This is a genomic window from Streptomyces sp. NPDC029956 (genome assembly GCF_055574655.1).
This window is the reverse complement of sequence record NZ_JBVHZJ010000008.1, coordinates 179533-195464: the sequence shown is the minus strand read 5'-3', so window position 1 is coordinate 195464 and position 15932 is coordinate 179533. Positions and strand designations below refer to the sequence as shown.

Below are 15932 nucleotides of genomic sequence, written 5' to 3'. Positions count from 1 at the left end.
GCAGCGTACGCGGAGGCCGGGCACCGTACGCGGGGAGCCCTGCCGTCAGGCCGGCTTCACCGAGTCCACGCCCGAGCGGGCCTTGCGCCACTCGCCGCGCGTGAAGTCGGGGATCTCCTGCGGCGCGCCCTTCGCCTTGATGGAGGCGTGGCTCAGCGGCACCGGCGCCGTCCAGGTGGCGGCGTCGTACACGTCGAAGTCCGGCGGCAGTCCGAGCCGCATGCACTGCATCAGGCGGTAGACCATGATGTAGTCCATGCCGCCGTGGCCGCCCGGCGGGTTGGCGTGCTCCTTCCAGAGCCAGTGGTCGAACTCGCCCGCGTACGCCGAGAAGTCGGCCCACTGGTCGTCCTTGTGGTCCGGCTCCAGGTAGATCCGGGCCGGGTAGTCCTCGAAGACGCCCCGGGTGCCGCCCAGGCTGTTGATCCTGCTGTACGGGTGCGGGGTGGAGACGTCGTGCTCCAGGCGGATGACCCGGCCCTGGGCCGTCTGGACCAGGCTGATCGTCCGGTCGCTCCCGATGTACGTCTCCTTCCAGCTGGGGTCGCCGGGCGGCATGTGCTCCGCGCGGTACTCGGCGAGGCCCAGCGCCGGGGTGCCGAAGCTGCTGATGCTCACCGCCCGGTCGCCCCGGTTGACGTCCATGTAGTTGGCGACGGGACCGAAGCCGTGGTTGGGGTAGAGGTCGCCCTTCAACTGCGTGTGCCAGCGTCGCCGCCAGGGGCCCTCGTAGTACGTCGGGGAGAACATCAGGCCGCGCAGGTCGTGGTTGTACGCCCCCGCCCCGTGCAGGAGCGAGCCGAACTTCCCGGCGTGCGCCATCCGCAGCACGCGCATCTCGTTCCGGCCGTAGCAGCAGTTCTCCAGCTGCATGCAGTGCCGCCGGGTCTGCTCCGACAGGTCGACGAGCGCCCACAGTTCGTCGAGCCGCATCGCGACCGGACACTCCACGCCGACGTGCTTGCCGTTGAGCATCGCCGTCCGGGCGATCGGGAAGTGGGTCTCCCAGGGGGTCGCCACGTACACGAGGTCGAGGTCGGTGCGGGCACAGAGGTCCTCGTAGTCGTTCTCGCCGTTCGCGTAGACGGCGGGTGCGGGCTGTCCGGCGGCGACGACGGCTGCGGCGGCCCGCTCGGCCTTGTCGCGCACGGGATCGCAGACGGCGTTCACCCGGACCCCGGGGAGCGAGAGGAAGTGGCCGATCATGCCGGCGCCCCGGTTGCCGTAGCCGACGATGCCGACCCGGACGGTGGAGCGGCCCGCGAAGGGGACCCCGGCCATGGTGGCCCCGACGCGCTTCGGCGCGGCGCCGGCCGCGCCCGCCGGCCCGGCGGCCGGAGCGACCGCCGGGGTCGCCGCCTCCGCGGACGGGACGCCGAGGGCGCCGATACCGAGACCCGCCCCGGCCGCGGCGGCGGTGGTCCTGAGGACCTTGCGGCGGCTCGGGTCGTGCGGTGACTGCTCGTTCATGGAACCTCCCGGAGCTGTGGGCACGGCTGTTTCATGAATCCCGCTCAGGACCCTGGCCCCGGTGACCGATGGTGCGCAAGGGCGCCGATAGGACTCTTGCGACGGGTGGTTGGACTTTACTGTTCCGGATCTCGGACCGAGCCGTACCGGGCACCCACCCTCACCCGAACGTACGAAAGACCCCTCACCACAGGGGGTGAGGGGCCGTCAAGAACACGAAAGGCGTCAGGGCCGTGTCGCGTGCTCCAGGGCGAGGAGCACCGATCCGTACCGGCGGCCCGTCGCCCGGTCCATCCCGATCTCGCACATCCGGTTGGCCGAGAGATGCGCGTCGAAGGGCCGCGCCGTCACCTCGGCCGCCTCCCTGGCGGTCGCCGAGGCCGTCAGCTCCGGGTGCAGCATGCCCCGGTCGCCCGCGAAGGCGCAGCAGCCCGCGTCGGCGGGGACGACGACCTCCTCCGCGCAGGCCCGCGCGAGCTCCGTCAGCTTCTCCGCGTCGCCCAGATGCAGCATCGAGCAGGTCGGATGGACCACGGCGGAGCCGACCCGGCGGCGTACGTCGAGCCGGGGGAGCAGCTCGTCCGCCGCCCACACCAGCGAGTCGACCACCGTCATCTCGGCGTGCAGCGTCCGGTTGTCCTCCGTCAGGTACGGCACGACCTCGTGCGCGAGGCCCAGCGTGCACGAGGAGGCGTCCACCACCAGCGGCAGCGTCCCGCCCGCGGTCCATCCCCAGGCCGCCTCGACGATCCGGTTCGCCATCACCTCGTTGCCCCGCTCGTACCCCTTGGAGTGCCAGATCGTCGCGCAGCAGGTTCCGGCCACGTCGTCGGGGATCCACACCGGCTTGCCCGCGCGCGCCGACAGCGCGACCACGGCCTCGGGGAGGGAGGGGCCCCGCTCGCCGTCCGGATTGCCGAAGATCCGGTTCACACAGGCCGGGTAGTAGACGGCGACCGCCGCGGGACGGTGGGTGCGCGGCAGCCGCCGCGCCGCCGCCCCCGGGATCTCCGGCAGCCACTCCGGTACGAGGTCGGTGCTGATCGCCCGGCGCGCCAGGCCCGTCACCGACCCCAGGACCCGGTCGCCGATCCGGTCGGCCGCGGCGACCGCGAGCCGCGCGGAGGCCTCCGCCGCCCGGAAGTTCTTCGCGGCCAGGGCGGCGATCCGCTCCTCGCGCGAGGTGTGCCGTTCGTGCCGGAACTCCTTCATCAGCGCGCCCGTGTCGATGCCGACCGGGCAGGCCAGCTTGCAGGTGGAGTCACCGGCGCAGGTGTCGACGGCGTCGTAGCCGTACGACTCCAGGAGGCGGGCCTCGACCGGGGACCCGTCGCGCTGTCGCATCATCTCCCGGCGCAGCACGATCCGCTGGCGCGGAGTGGTCGTCAGGTCGTGGCTGGGACAGGTCGGTTCGCAGAAGCCGCACTCGATGCAGGGGTCGGCGATCCGCTCCACCGTGGGGATCGTCTTGAGGCCCCGCAGATGGGCGTGCGGGTCGCGGTCCAGGACGATCCGCGGAGCGAGCACCCCGTCGGGGTCGATGGCCTCCTTGACCCGCCACATCAGGTCGGTCGCCCGGGTGCCCCACTCCAGCTCCAGGAACGGCGCGATGTTGCGGCCGGTGGCGTGCTCCGCCTTCAGGGAGCCGTCGAAGCGTTCCACGGTCAGCTTGCAGAACTCGTCCATGAAGGCCGCGTACCGCTCGACGTCGGTGGGGTCGCCCGCGTCGAAGGCGAGCAGGAAGTGGAGGTTGCCGTGCGCGGCGTGACCGGCCACGGCGGCGTCGAAGCCGTGCCGGGACTGGAGGTCGAGCAGTGCCTCGCAGGCCTCCGCGAGCCGTGCCGGGGGCACCGCGAAGTCCTCCGTGATCAGGGTCGTACCGGAGGGGCGTGAGCCGCCGACCGCCGTCACGAACGCCTTGCGGGCCTTCCAGTAGCCGCCGATCCGCCCCGGGTCCGTGGTGAACGCGTTCTCCACGGAGGCCACCGGGGCCACCAGGTCGAGCCCGCCGAGGACCTCCGCCGCCGCCCGCTCGTACGCCTCCCGCGCGGCGGCGTCCGGAGCCCGGAACTCGACCAGGAGCGCGGCCGTCTCCTTGGGCAGCTCCGCCCAGTCCGCCGGGACGCCGGCCACGCTCACCGAGGCCCGCAGGGTGTTGCCGTCCATCAGCTCGACGGCCAGCGCTCCCGCCGCGTTGAAGAGGGGCACGGCCTCGGCCGCCGCCGGCAGGGAGGGGAAGAAGAGCAGGGCGGAGGACACCTCGCGGTCCAGCGGCAGCGTGTCGAAGACGACCTCGGAGATGAAGCCGAAGGTGCCCTCGGAGCCCACCATGAGGCCCCGCAGGATGCTCACCGGGGTGTCGCCGTCGAGGAAGGCGTCGAGCCGGTAGCCGTTGGTGTTCTTGATCGCGTACTTGGCGCGGATCCGGCCGGTGAGGTCGGTGTCCGCCTCGATCTCCGCCTTGAGCTCCATCAGCTCCGCGCACAGCCTCGGCTCGGCGTGCGCCAGGTCCTCGTCGGCGGCCGGGTCTGCCGTGTCGACCACGGTCCCGCTCGGCAGCACGAAGGTGAGGGAGGCGACCGTCCGGTACGAGTTCCGCGTCGTCCCGGCCGTCATGCCGGAGGCGTTGTTGGCGACGACCCCGCCGATCGTGCACGCGATGGCGCTGGCCGGATCGGGACCCAGGACCCGCCCGTGCGGGGCGAGTGCCGCGTTGGCCCGTACGACGGTGGTGCCGGGGCGGATCCGGGCCCGGGTCCCGCCGTCCAGGACCTCGACGCCCGCCCAGTGGCGGCGCACGTCGACCAGGATGTCCTCGCCCTGCGCCTGCCCGTTGAGGCTGGTCCCGGCGGCCCGGAAGACGACCTCGCGGCCCTTGCCGTGCGCGTACGACAGGATCGTGGAGATGTCGTCGATGTCCTCGGCGACGACGACGACCTGCGGGACGAAGCGGTACGGGCTGGCGTCGGAGGCGTACCGCACGAGGTCGGAGATCTTCGAGAGGACCTTCTCCGGGCCGAGGAGCTCGGTGAGTTCCTCGCGCAGCCGCCTCGGCGTCCCCCGGGCCTGGAGCTCCGGCACGCGGTCCGGGGCCGGACTCCGCTTCGTACCGGGGCGTAGGGCCTGCGGGTTCGGCTCGAACAGCGGCATGTCACGGCTCCCCTTCGCGCGTCCGCGTCCCCGGGGGTCAGCAGCCGCCCTCCGGGCCGGGGTCGACCAGGGCGGACAGCAGACCTCCGAGCACCTCGCGCTGTGCGGCGGTCAATGGAGCAAGGATGTCCTCTGCGGCCGCCCGGCGCGCGCTGCGCAGCTCGCGCAGCGTGGCGCGGCCCGCGTCGGTGAGCTCGATGCGCACCACCCGGCGGTTGTTCGGATCGGGAACCCGGCGCACCCGGTCGACGGCCTCGAGACCGTCGACGAGACTGGTCACCGCGCGCGGGACGACCTCGAGCCGGGCCGCGAGGTCGGCCATCCGGGGCGGATCTCCGAAGTGCGCGACCGTGCGGAGCAGCCTGGACTGGGCGGGTGTGATGCCGACCGGCTCCAGGTGGCGCTTCTGGATGCGGTGCAGACGCCGGGTGAGGCGCAGCAGCTGCTCGGCGAGGAGTCCGTCGGCGCCCTCGGCGCCCTCGGTGTCGGGTTCCCTCGAACGGCCGGTTCCGGTCGGGACGGCGGAGGTGCTCATGCGGGAACAATATCAGGACCTTGTTCATTGTGAGTATAGGTAACAATGAGCTAAGCTCTCATCGACATCGCCGAACCCTCGAAGGAGCCCATGCGCCCCCACGACCAGTCCGACTGGACGCCCCCGCCCCGCGACTCCTCGCAGCCGAAGGAGCCCGCGCAGCTACGGCGCATCCTGCGGCTCTTCCGCCCCTACCGCGCCCGCCTGGTGCTCGTCGGCCTCCTGGTCGGCGCCGCCTCGCTCGTCACCGTCGCCTCACCCTTCCTGCTCAGGGAGATCCTCGACACCGCGATCCCCCAGGGGCGCACCGGGCTGCTCACCCTGCTCGCCCTCGGCATGATCGCCACGGCCGTGCTGACCAGCGTCTTCGGCGTGCTCCAGACCCTCATCTCCACCACCGTCGGCCAGCGCGTCATGCACGACCTGCGCACCGGGGTCTACGAGCAGCTCCAGCGGATGCCGCTCGCCTTCTTCACGCGCACGCGTACCGGCGAGGTGCAGTCCCGCATCGCCAACGACATCGGCGGCATGCAGGCGACCGTGACCTCCACGGCCACCTCCCTCGTCTCCAACCTCACCGCCGTCGTCGCGACCGTCGCCGCGATGCTCGCCCTCGACTGGCGGCTCACCCTCGTCTCGCTGCTCCTGCTGCCGGTCTTCGTCTGGATCAGCCGCCGCGTCGGCAACGAGCGCAAGCGGATCACCACCCAGCGGCAGAAGCAGATGGCCGCGATGGCCGCGACGGTCACCGAGTCCCTCTCGGTCAGCGGCATCCTGCTGGGCCGCACCATGGGCCGCGCCGACTCCCTGACCAGGTCCTTCGCCGAGGAGTCCGAGCGCCTCGTCGACCTCGAAGTGCGCTCCTCCATGGCAGGACGGTGGCGGATGTCCACCATCGGCATCGTCATGGCCGCCATGCCCGCCCTGATCTACTGGGTCGCCGGCATCGCCCTGAGTTCCGGAGGGGCCGCCCTCTCGCTCGGCACCCTCGTCGCCTTCGTCTCGCTCCAGCAGGGCCTGTTCCGGCCCGCCGTGAGCCTGCTCTCCACCGGTGTGCAGATGCAGACGTCCCTCGCGCTCTTCCAGCGCATCTTCGAGTACCTCGACCTGCCCGTGGACATCACCGAGCCCGCCGAGCCCGTCCGGCTCGCCCGGGTCCGCGGCGAGCTCGCCTTCGAGAAGGTCGAGTTCCGCTACGACCCCGAGGGCACCGGACGTCCGACGCTCGACGCCGTCGACCTGGCCGTGCCCGCCGGGGGCAGCCTGGCCGTCGTCGGCCCCACCGGCTCCGGCAAGTCCACCCTCAGCTACCTGGTGCCCCGGCTCTACGACGTCACCGGCGGCCGCGTCACCCTCGACGGGGCCGACGTGCGCGACCTCGACTTCGACACCCTCGCCCGCGCGGTCGGCGTCGTCTCCCAGGAGACGTACCTCTTCCACGCCTCCGTCGCCGACAACCTCCGCTTCGCCAAGCCGGACGCCACCGACGAGGAGATCGAGGCGGCCGCCCGCGCCGCCCAGATCCACGACCACATCGCCTCGCTGCCCGAGGGGTACGACACCCTGGTCGGCGAGCGCGGCTACCGCTTCTCGGGCGGCGAGAAGCAGCGCCTCGCCATCGCCCGCACCATCCTGCGCGACCCGCCCGTACTGATCCTCGACGAGGCCACCAGCGCCCTCGACACCCGCACGGAGCACGCCGTGCAGCAGGCCATCGACGCCCTCTCGGCCGGCCGGACCACGATCACCATCGCCCACCGGCTCTCCACCGTCCGGGACGCCGACCAGATCGTCGTCCTGGAGGAGGGCCGGATCGCGGAGCGCGGCACGCACGACGAGCTGCTCGCCCGGGACGGGAAGTACGCCGCCCTGGTCCGGCGGGACGCACGGAGCACCGCGGACGTCATGGGTGCCGCCGGCGTCACCGCCGCCACCGAAGCCGAACAGGCGAACGTGGGAGCGGTTGTTCCCCAGAACGTGTGATCGTTCCAGGATCCGTTGCTCAACTCCCGTACGACGTCGGATGATTGCGGTGCGCGATCGACGGGCTGCAGACCGTGACCGTGCTGTCCCAATGAAGCATCAGTCCCACTGATGTACCTGTACGAGGAGAAGCACCACCATGAACGTCATCACCGACCTGCTCGCCGGCGTCCTCCACTTCCTTGGCTGGCTCGTCTGACGAACGCAGTGCCCCGGCGCCGTCGGCCCCCCGTCCCAGGGGACCGGCGGCGCCGCCGTGTGCGCGGGTTCCCGGGATTCCCGTACGCAGCGGGTTAGCGTGCGGCCATGACGTACCGGCCGCCCTCACCGTACGCACCCCCACGCCGCCGCCCCCGGCTCACCCGGCGCGGCCGGCTGGCTCTCCTGCTCGGAGCCGCCCTCGCCGTGGCCGCGGCTGCCGCCGTCACCCTGCCGCTGCTCCTGACGCGGGACGAACCGGCTGTCGAACAGCCCCGGGCGCTCCTGGTTCCCGAGGGCTGGCGGGCCGGCCAGGTCTACACGGCGGTCGACCGGGCGCTCGGCCTGCCCGAGGGCGCCGCCCGGAAGGCCGCGACGGCGTCCGCCACCGCCCTCCCGCTGCCCGCGGCCGCCGGAGGCAACCCAGAGGGCTACCTCTTCCCGGCGACGTATCCCGTCCTCGACGCCACCACCCCCGAGGAGCTGTTCCGCTTCATGGTCGACACGGCGGGGAAGCGCTTCGGCGCCGCCCGGATCGCCGAGGGCGCGCGGGCCCACGGCATGAGCGTGTACCAGGCGGTGACCGCGGCCAGCATCGTCCAGGCCGAGGCCGACAACCCGGAGGACATGGCCAAGGTCGCCCGGGTCGTCCACAACAGGCTCGCCCGGGGCATGGCCCTCCAGATGGACTCGACCCTCAACTACGCGCTCGGCCGCACCACCGTGGACACCACGCTCCAGGACACACGGCTCCGGAGCCCGTACAACACCTATGAGCGCAAGGGCCTGCCGCCGACGCCCATCGGCAACCCGGGGGACCAGGCCATGGACGCGGTCATCCGTCCGGCGGACGGCGACTGGCTCTACTTCGTCACGGTGACCCCGGGGGACACCCGCTTCACCGCCGACTACGCCGCCCACCAGGTCAACGTGGCCGAGTTCAACGCCAACCGGGGGGCCGAGAAGGGCTGAGCCGGATCACACGGCGGCGGCCACGGGGACCGCCCCCGGGACAGCCCTCGGGAGGGTTTCCGCGGTCGCACCCGAGACCGTCTCCGCGGCTGCCTCCGGGACCGGCTTCACGGCGGCTTCCGGCTCGGATTCCGGCCCGGTCACGGGCCCGGCACCCGGCTCGGTCGCTGCGGTGGACGTCTCATGGCGCAGCAGGCGCCGGATGTCCGAGACCGCCGCCCGTCCGGCCCGGTTGGCACCGATCGTCGACGCCGACGGTCCGTACCCCACGAGGTGGACGCGCTCGTCCCGGACCGCGCGAGTGCCCTCGACCCGGATCCCGCCGCCAGGCTCGCGCAGCCGCAGCGGGGTGAGATGGTCGATCGCCGCCCGGAAGCCGGTCGCCCACAGGATCACGTCCACGTCGACGGTCCGGCCGTCGTCCCAGGCCACCCCGGTCGGGGTGATCCGGTCGAACATGGGGAGGCGGTCCAGGATCCCGCGCGCGCGTGCGGCGCGGATCACGTCGTTGAGGGGGAGCCCGGTGACCGAGACGACACTCTTCGGGGGCAGCCCCTGCCGGACTCGCTCCTCCACCATCGCGACGGCGGCCCGTCCCTCCATCTCCCCGAACGGGCCCTCGCGCCAGACCGGCTCGCGCCGGGTCACCCAGAAGGTGTCGGCGGCGACGTCCGCGATCTCCATGAGGTGCTGGGTGCCGGACGCGCCGCCGCCGACGACGAGGACCCGCTTCCCGGCGAACTCCTCCGGTCCCGGGTAGCCGGCGGTGTGCAGCTGGCGCCCGCGGAAGGTCTCCTGGCCCGGGTAGCGCGGCCAGAAGGGCCGGTCCCAGGTGCCCGTGGCGTTGATCAGGGCACGGGTGGCGTACGTACCCTCCGAGGTCTCGACCAGGAGCCGTCCGGCCTGGTCCTCCCGGCCGCCGTCCCCCTCCCGGACGGCCGTGACGTCGACGGGGCGATGGATCCGCAGGCCGAAGGTCTGCTCGTACGAGTCGAAGTACGCGCCGATCACCTCCGAGGACGGCCGCGCGGGGTCGGCGCCGGTCAGCTCCATGCCGGGCAGCGCGTGCATCCCGTGGACCTTGCCGTACGTGAGCGACGGCCAGCGGAACTGCCAGGCGCCGCCCGGCCGCGGGGCGTGGTCCAGGACGACGAAGTCCCGGTCCGGCTCCAGACCGGTGCGGCGCAGATGGAAGGCGGCCGAGAGCCCGGCCTGTCCCGCGCCGATGACGACGACGTCCACCGGCTTCGGCGCCTCGGCCGCGGTTCCTGACTCTTCGACCCCGTAATCGTTCACGGTTCTACCAACCGAGGCGGGGGCGCGGATCTTCCCGCGCCCCCGCGACGGGAGCCCTCCCGTGCCCCGCGACGGGAGCCGACGGGCCGGCCGCGTCCTATCGCCCGCCGGCCACGAGCAGCGGAGCACCTCCCGGCGCCGAGGCCGGCCGGCCGTTCGCGGCCGGGACACCGAGCAGCGGGGAGGGCACGACCGTCGGCAGCAGACCGCGCGCCGCAAGCTCCGGCCGCACGCCCTCACCGAACCAGTACGCCTCCTCCAGATGCGGGTAGCCGGACAGGACGAAGTGCTCCACGCCCAGGTCGTGGTACTCCTCGATCCGGTCCGCGACCTCGGCGTGGCTGCCGACGAGCGCGGTGCCGGCCCCGCCCCGCACGAGACCGACCCCCGCCCACAGGTTCGGTGAGATCTCCAGCCGGTCGCGGCCGAGGGAGCCGCCCTCGTGCAGCGCCAGCATCCGCTGCTGGCCGACCGACTCGCTCCGGCCCAGCACCTGCTGCGCGGCGGCGACCGTCTCGGTGTCGAGATCGGCGAGCAGCCGGTCGGCCGTCGCCCAGGCCTCGCGCGCCGAGTCACGCGAGATCGTGTGCAGCCGGATGCCGAAGCGGACCGTGCGACCGCGCTCCTCCGCGAGACCCCGGATCCAGTCGATCTTCTCCTTGACCTGCCACGGCGGCTCGCCCCAGGTCAGATAGACGTCCGCGTGCTCGGCGGCCACCGGACCGGCCGCGGCGGACGAGCCGCCGAAGAAGATCTCGGGCAGCGGGTCCGGCGGCAGCGCGGTGAGCCCGCCCTCGATCCGGAAGTGCTCGCCCTCGTAGTCGAACGGCCGCCCGCTCCACGCGCCCCGTACGACCGACAGGAACTCGGCCGTGCGTGCGTACCGCCGGTCGTGGTCCAGGTGGTCGCCGAAGCGGCGCTGCTCGGTGGAGTCCCCGCCGGTCACCACGTTGAGGAGGAGCCGGCCGCGGGTGATCCGCTGGTACGTGGACGCCATCTGGGCCGCGAGCACCGGCGAGATCACCCCCGGTCGGAACGCCACCAGGAACTTGAGCCGTTCGGTGTGCTGGGAGAGCGCCACCGTGGTGAGCCAGGCGTCCTCGCACCACGTCCCGGTCGGGGTCAGTACGGCCTCGAACCCCAACTGCTCGGCCGCCTTGGCGATCTGGATCAGATAGTCGATGTCCGGCGCCCGCACCCCGGACACCGTGCGGTCGCGGGTGATGCCGCCGTCCGTGTAGGCGTGCCGGTCGACGAGGGTCCGGCCGTCACCGCCGGTGGGCAGGAACCAGTGCAGATGGACGGTCATGAGGAGGAGGCCTTTCCGTAGCTGCGCGCCGGGGTGGTGGACGGCGGCAGGTCCTTGTTGAAACGGGTGTCGACGTAGTCGGCGAAGCGGAACGTGCGCGGGATGAGCCCCAGGGCGGCGAACGTGTCGGCGATCTTCTGCTCGGAGGCGACGGCGGCGTCGTCGAGGGCGACCGGGATACGGGTGCCGTTGCTGCGCTTCACGGCGGCGAGCGCCACGTCGTACGGCAGCCCGGTCTCCTTCGCCCAGACCTTCGCCCAGGCCTCGGGGTGGTCGAACACCCAGGCCTGGGCCCGCCGGAGCCGCTCGACGAAGTCGCCGATGGCCTTGGCCTTCGCGGGGTCGGCGAGTGCCGACGGGGCGGCGACCTGGAAGCCGAGGCCGTTGACGAGCCCGCGCCCGTCGGCGAGGACCCGGCCCTTGCCGCTGAGCAGGACCTGCGAGGTGTACGGGTCCCAGACCGCCCAGGCGTCCACCTTGCCGCTGGTGAACGCGGCCAGTGCGTCGGCCGGCTGCAGCAGCGTCACCCGGACGTCGCGCAGGGTCAGGCCGGCCTTCTTGAGCGAGGAGATCAGCTGGAAGTGGGCGGAGCTGCCCTGGGCGACGGCGACCCGCTTTCCCCTCAGGTCCGCCACGGTGCGCAGGGGTGAGTCCTTCGCGACGAGGATCGTCTCGCCCGCGGAGTCGCCGTGCGTCGCGGAGACCACCGTGATCTTCGAGTCGGCGCCGGCGGCGAAGACGGGCGGGGTGTTGCCGACCGAACCGATGTCGACGGCCTTGGCGTTCACCGCCTCCAGCAGGGGTGGTCCTGACGTGAACGTCGACCATGTGACCCGGTACGGGAGGTCCTCCAGCTCGCCGGCGGCCCGCAGCAGCGCCTCGGCGCCGCCCTTCTGGTCGCCGACGTTCAGGACGACGGAGCCCTTGCCGTCGGAGTTCGAGGACGAACCGGCCGCTGAGGCTCCGGAGCAGGCGGAGGCGAGGAGCGCGAGTGGCACGAGCAGGGCCGCGGTGGACAGACGGAAGGACTTCACAGGGAGCGCTCCTTGAGGAGGGGACGAGCGAGGGGGAAGGGATGGGAGAGGGGAAGGCGATGGGTGAGACGGATGGGAAGGGGCATGCGTCAGGCCGCGTGCCCGGCGAACTCGGCCTCGCTGACACCCAGTTCCGCGAGGAGTCGGGTCCGGAGCGCGGCCAGGGCGGGATCGCCGGCGGAGCGGGGCCGGTCCAGGTCGACGGCGGTGTCGTACGCGATGACACCGTTCCGCATCACCAGGGCACGGTCCGCGAGCTGCAGCGCCTCGTCCACGTCGTGGGTGACGAGCAGGACCGTGCAGCCACGCCGCTGCCACAGCTCGGCCACGAGCCGCTGTGCCTTGATCCGGGTCAGCGCGTCGAGCGCGCCGAACGGCTCGTCGAGCAGCAGCAGATCCGGGTCCCGTACCAGGGCCCGGGCGAGGGAGGCGCGTTGGGCCTCGCCGCCGGAGAGCGTCTTCGGCCAGGCGCCCGAGCGGTGACCGAGCCCGACCTCCGCCAGGGCCTTCTCCGCCACGGCCCGGCCGGGCTTCCCCGGCAGCCCGAGGAGCACATTGCGCCAGACCCGCTTCCACGGCATCAGGCGCGGCGCCTGGAAGGCGACGGCGCGCCGGCGCGGGACGAGGACGGTGCCGGAGATCTCCCGGTCGAGCCCGGCGAGGACCCGGAGGAGGGTGGACTTGCCGCAGCCGCTGTGGCCGAGGAGTGCGGTGAACTGCCCGGCGTACAGGGTGAGATCGAGACCGTCGACGACCGGTCGCCCGTCGAAGGAACGGGTGAGGCCCTGGACGGTCACTGCCCGGTGAAGGTCGGTCGCCATTGCAGCAGCAGCCTTTCGAGAGTACGGACGACGGCGTCGGCGACAAGGCCGAGGAAGGCGTAGACGACCAGGCAGACGACGATCACGTCTGTGCGGAAGAACTCCCGCGCCTGGTTCATGAGGAAGCCGATGCCTGCGTCGGCGTTGATGGACTCGCCGAAGACCAGCGCCAGCCAGGCGGTGGCGAGGGAGTACCGCAGGCCGGTCATGGCTCCGGGCAGCGCGCCCGGCAGCACGACGTGCCGGACGAGACCCCAGCGGCCGAGCCCCAGGGACTGGCCCGCTTCGACGAGTTGGGCGTCGACGCCGCGGATTCCGGCGTACACGTTCAGGTAGAGGTGGAAGGCGACGCCGAGCGCGATCAGCGCCACCTTGGGCGCCTCCCCTATGCCCAGCCAGATGATGAGGAGCGGGATCAGGCCGACCCACGGCACGGTCCGCAGCATCTGGACCGGGGCGTCGACGAGGTCCTCGCCGAGCCGGGAGAGCCCGGAGAGCAGGGCGAGCGCGATGCCGACGATCCCCCCGATCAGCAGTCCGGCGGCGACCCGGCGCAGGGAGACGCCCATCGCGGTGGGGAGGGTCCCGTCGCCGATCAGCTCACCGCCGGCGCGGGCGATGGTCCCCGGCGAGGCGAGCGCCTCGGCCGGCAGCACCCCTGTCGTGCTGAGGGTCTGCCAGAGGGCGAGGAGCAGCAGGGGTCCCACCGTGCGGCGCAGCCAGCGCGGGACGGCGGGGGTGCGGCCGGGGCCGCGATCGGGGGTGAGGGGTTCGACATCTGGCAAAGGCGATATGTCGGGCGGTGACTGGGGTGGGGCATGGTCGACCGTCATGGCGGGACTCCGGGGGAGTGGGGTGGGGGAGGGCGTGTGGGTACGCGTCAGCGACCGCGGGCGGCGCGCGGCGAGCGCGGGCACACGGCGATCAGGGCGTCAGCGGGGGGCACGGGTACGTGCACGGGTGCGTGTACCGGCACGTGTACGGGTACGGCGCGCGGCGTCGGAGACGGCGGGGTCGAGGACGCGGGGGGCGTCGAATACGTGAAAGGGCGTCAGCAGCCGCGGCGACACGCGGCGGAGGCCACCCGCAGCAGGTCGATGTGACCGCGCGTGGTGAGCAGGGCTGTACGCAACATGGCGCGAAGGTAGCGACGCTCGCGCCCGGGGTCAACGGTGTCTCGGAGCGTGGACGCGCTTCGAGGGCGCACACGGTTCCGGCGTGACGAGGGCGGGGCGGCATAGGGAGATCAGCTTGGCCTGAATGCGTCTTGTGTCCGCGACTCAGCCCCCTCTTTTGCCTATCGATAAGGTTAGGCTAACCTCTGCGACGTGCAAGCAGGTGAACAGACCGACGCGACCCCCCGTCCCCGCGGTCATGAACTCTCGGCCACGGGTGTCACCGTGGCGTACGAAGGCGTCGATGTCGTCCACGACGCCTCCATGACGCTGCGCCCCGGCGAAGTGACCGTACTCGTCGGGCCCAACGGCAGCGGCAAGTCGACGCTGCTCCGCACCCTCGCACGGCTCCAGCAGCCGCGCACCGCCACACTCATGCTCGACGGGGCCGTCGACGGCCTCGCCCTGAGCCCCCGTGAGTTCTCGCGCCATGTCGCCCTGCTCACCCAGGGACGCCCCACCCCCAGTGGACTGACCGTCCGGGACCTGGTCGAATTCGGCCGCTACCCCTACCGGGGTCGCTGGGGCAGGGCCGACCCGGACGGCAAGGCGGCGGTGGACCACGCCCTCGCCATGACGGGCGTCACCGAACTCGCCGGGCGCGGCGCCGAGCACCTCTCCGGCGGTCAGCTCCAGCGCGTCTGGCTCGCCGGCTGCCTCGCCCAGCAGACGGGCGTGCTGCTGCTCGACGAGCCCACCACCTACCTCGACCTGCGCTACCAGGTCGAACTCCTCGACCTCATGCGTGACCTGGCGGACGACCACGGCATCGCCGTCGGTGCCGTCCTCCACGACCTCGACCAGGCGGCAGCAGTCGCCGACCGGATCGTCCTGCTCGACACGGGACGCGTCGTCGCCGACGGCAGCCCCTCGGACGTCCTGACGCCCGAGCGGCTGACCGAGACGTACGGCATCCGCATCGAGGTCGACACCGATCCCCTCACCGGCCGGCTGCGCACCCGTGCGATAGGCCGGCACCACTCGCGAAGCGAAAGGCTCAGCACCACCTCATGAGACGCCTCCTCCTCACCACGGCGGTCGCCACGACCGCGGCCCTCACCCTCACCGCCTGCGGCACCACCGAGCCCGCCGCCGACGACGCGAAGAAGACCACCGAGCGCATCACCCTCACCGATGCCACGGGTACCAAGGTGGAGCTCGACGGCCCCGCCAAGAAGGTCGTCGGCACCGAGTGGAACGTCGTCGAGCACCTCATCGAGCTCGGCGTCGACCCGGTGGGCGTCTCCGACGTCAAGGGCTACAAGACCTGGGACACGGCCGTCCCGCTGAAGAACGAGCCCAAGGACATCGGCACGCGCGGCGAGCCGAGCATGGAGACCGTCGCGGCCCTCAAGCCCGATCTCATCCTCGCGACCTCCGACCTGCCGCCGGCCGCCGTCAAGCAGCTCCGCAAGATCGCCCCGGTCCTCGAGGTGAAGGCCGCCGACGCCGCCGACCCGATCGGCCGGATGACCGAGAACCTCGACCTGATCGCCAAGGCCACCGGCACCACGGACAAGGCCACGGAGCTCAAGAAGCAGTTCGAGGCGAAGCTCGAGGAGGGCAGGAAGGCCCTGGCCGACGCGAAGCTCGCCGGCGCCAAGTACGCCTTCGCCGACGGGTACGTCGTCTCCAACCAGGTCTCGATCCGCCCCTACACGAGCGGTTCGCTCATCGGCGCCGTCAACGAGAAGCTCGGCCTGAAGAACGCCTGGACGGTCAAGGGCGACCCGGCCTACGGCCTCGGCTCCTCCGACGTCGAGGGCCTCACCAAGATCGGCGACGTGCACTTCGCCTACATCGGCAACGACGGCGACGCCTCCAGCAACCCGTTCGCCGGTGTCCTCGCCAAGGACAAGGTGTGGACCTCGCTGCCGTTCGTCAAGAAGGGCAACGTCCACCGTCTGCCCGACGGCGTCTGGATGTTCGGCGGTCCCGGTTCGATGAACAAGTACGTCGACTCCGTCGTCGCCGCCCTGACGAAGTAAC

13 protein-coding genes are annotated in these 15932 nt (G+C 72.3%); 4 read left to right on the top strand and 9 right to left on the bottom strand.

The features are described 5' to 3' along the window. Nucleotides 1-45: 45 nt before the first annotated feature. The 3 genes from ACZ4XX_RS09150 to ACZ4XX_RS09140 all read right to left on the bottom strand — a co-directional run bounded on the left by ACZ4XX_RS09150 (nucleotide 46) and on the right by ACZ4XX_RS09140 (nucleotide 5155). Entirely contained in the window at nucleotides 46-1470 is a 1425-nt protein-coding gene (locus ACZ4XX_RS09150; RefSeq protein WP_468507293.1) for a Gfo/Idh/MocA family protein, read from the bottom strand. A gap of 225 nt (nucleotides 1471-1695) precedes the next feature. After that, nucleotides 1696-4620 (bottom strand): FAD-binding and (Fe-S)-binding domain-containing protein, encoded by a 2925-nt coding sequence (locus ACZ4XX_RS09145; RefSeq protein WP_468507292.1) that lies wholly within the window; start codon nucleotides 4618-4620, stop codon nucleotides 1696-1698. Nucleotides 4621-4657: 37 nt separating this feature from the next. Continuing rightward, nucleotides 4658-5155, bottom strand: coding sequence for a MarR family winged helix-turn-helix transcriptional regulator (locus ACZ4XX_RS09140; RefSeq protein WP_468507291.1), 498 nt, complete (start codon nucleotides 5153-5155; stop codon nucleotides 4658-4660). Between the two features lie 90 nt (nucleotides 5156-5245). On the opposite strand from ACZ4XX_RS09140, the gene ACZ4XX_RS09135 reads away from it, so the two are divergent. Together ACZ4XX_RS09135 and mltG are read left to right on the top strand one after the other, a co-directional pair. After that, complete coding sequence (locus ACZ4XX_RS09135) at nucleotides 5246-7138, top strand: ABC transporter ATP-binding protein (protein WP_468507290.1); 1893 nt, start codon at nucleotides 5246-5248, stop codon at nucleotides 7136-7138. 306 nt (nucleotides 7139-7444) lie between these two features. After that, complete coding sequence (gene mltG, locus ACZ4XX_RS09130) at nucleotides 7445-8308, top strand: endolytic transglycosylase MltG (protein ID WP_468507289.1); 864 nt, start codon at nucleotides 7445-7447, stop codon at nucleotides 8306-8308. A 6-nt stretch (nucleotides 8309-8314) separates the two neighbouring features. Here the strand turns inward: mltG and ACZ4XX_RS09125 are convergent, their stop codons facing one another. The 6 genes from ACZ4XX_RS09125 to ACZ4XX_RS09100 all read right to left on the bottom strand — a co-directional run bounded on the left by ACZ4XX_RS09125 (nucleotide 8315) and on the right by ACZ4XX_RS09100 (nucleotide 13903). Next, on the bottom strand, nucleotides 8315-9604 hold the full coding sequence (locus ACZ4XX_RS09125) for an NAD(P)-binding domain-containing protein (protein WP_468507288.1): 1290 nt from the start codon (nucleotides 9602-9604) through the stop codon (nucleotides 8315-8317). Nucleotides 9605-9701: 97 nt separating this feature from the next. Continuing rightward, entirely contained in the window at nucleotides 9702-10913 is a 1212-nt protein-coding gene (locus tag ACZ4XX_RS09120) for an LLM class flavin-dependent oxidoreductase (RefSeq protein WP_468507287.1), read from the bottom strand. Beyond that, complete coding sequence (locus ACZ4XX_RS09115) at nucleotides 10910-11947, bottom strand: ABC transporter substrate-binding protein (protein WP_468507286.1); 1038 nt, start codon at nucleotides 11945-11947, stop codon at nucleotides 10910-10912. Before ACZ4XX_RS09115 ends, ACZ4XX_RS09120 begins: the two co-directional genes overlap by 4 nt. A gap of 89 nt (nucleotides 11948-12036) precedes the next feature. Beyond that, nucleotides 12037-12768 carry an ABC transporter ATP-binding protein gene (locus tag ACZ4XX_RS09110; RefSeq protein ID WP_468507285.1) on the bottom strand — a complete coding sequence of 244 codons (732 nt, stop codon included), beginning with the start codon at nucleotides 12766-12768 and terminating at the stop codon, nucleotides 12037-12039. Then, complete coding sequence (locus ACZ4XX_RS09105; RefSeq protein WP_468507284.1) at nucleotides 12741-13601, bottom strand: ABC transporter permease; 861 nt, start codon at nucleotides 13599-13601, stop codon at nucleotides 12741-12743. The genes ACZ4XX_RS09110 and ACZ4XX_RS09105 overlap by 28 nt, the downstream gene beginning before the upstream one ends. A gap of 218 nt (nucleotides 13602-13819) precedes the next feature. Beyond that, nucleotides 13820-13903: a putative leader peptide gene (locus tag ACZ4XX_RS09100; RefSeq protein ID WP_351816447.1), complete on the bottom strand. Its 84-nt coding sequence runs from the start codon at nucleotides 13901-13903 to the stop codon at nucleotides 13820-13822. A gap of 193 nt (nucleotides 13904-14096) precedes the next feature. Here ACZ4XX_RS09100 and ACZ4XX_RS09095 point away from each other — a divergent pair, with 193 nt between their 5' ends. Next, nucleotides 14097-14957, top strand: a complete 861-nt coding sequence (locus tag ACZ4XX_RS09095; protein ID WP_468507283.1) for an ABC transporter ATP-binding protein — start codon at nucleotides 14097-14099, stop codon at nucleotides 14955-14957. Further along, on the top strand, nucleotides 14954-15931 hold the full coding sequence (locus ACZ4XX_RS09090; protein WP_468507282.1) for an ABC transporter substrate-binding protein: 978 nt from the start codon (nucleotides 14954-14956) through the stop codon (nucleotides 15929-15931). Before ACZ4XX_RS09095 ends, ACZ4XX_RS09090 begins: the two co-directional genes overlap by 4 nt. Nucleotide 15932 lies beyond the last annotated feature (1 nt).

Excerpts from the sequence above, each read along its gene's own strand:
- ACZ4XX_RS09150 (WP_468507293.1), bottom strand. The coding sequence starts at position 1,470 with ATGAACGAGCAGTCACCGCACGACCCGAGCCGCCGCAAGGTCCTCAGG.
- ACZ4XX_RS09145 (WP_468507292.1), bottom strand. The coding sequence starts at position 4,620 with ATGCCGCTGTTCGAGCCGAACCCGCAGGCCCTACGCCCCGGTACGAAG.
- ACZ4XX_RS09140 (WP_468507291.1), bottom strand. The coding sequence starts at position 5,155 with ATGAGCACCTCCGCCGTCCCGACCGGAACCGGCCGTTCGAGGGAACCC.
- ACZ4XX_RS09135 (WP_468507290.1), top strand. The coding sequence starts at position 5,246 with ATGCGCCCCCACGACCAGTCCGACTGGACGCCCCCGCCCCGCGACTCC.
- mltG (WP_468507289.1), top strand. The coding sequence starts at position 7,445 with ATGACGTACCGGCCGCCCTCACCGTACGCACCCCCACGCCGCCGCCCC.
- ACZ4XX_RS09120 (WP_468507287.1), bottom strand. The coding sequence starts at position 10,913 with ATGACCGTCCATCTGCACTGGTTCCTGCCCACCGGCGGTGACGGCCGG.
- ACZ4XX_RS09110 (WP_468507285.1), bottom strand. The coding sequence starts at position 12,768 with ATGGCGACCGACCTTCACCGGGCAGTGACCGTCCAGGGCCTCACCCGT.
- ACZ4XX_RS09105 (WP_468507284.1), bottom strand. The coding sequence starts at position 13,601 with ATGACGGTCGACCATGCCCCACCCCAGTCACCGCCCGACATATCGCCT.
- ACZ4XX_RS09100 (WP_351816447.1), bottom strand. The coding sequence starts at position 13,903 with ATGTTGCGTACAGCCCTGCTCACCACGCGCGGTCACATCGACCTGCTG.
- ACZ4XX_RS09090 (WP_468507282.1), top strand. The coding sequence starts at position 14,954 with ATGAGACGCCTCCTCCTCACCACGGCGGTCGCCACGACCGCGGCCCTC.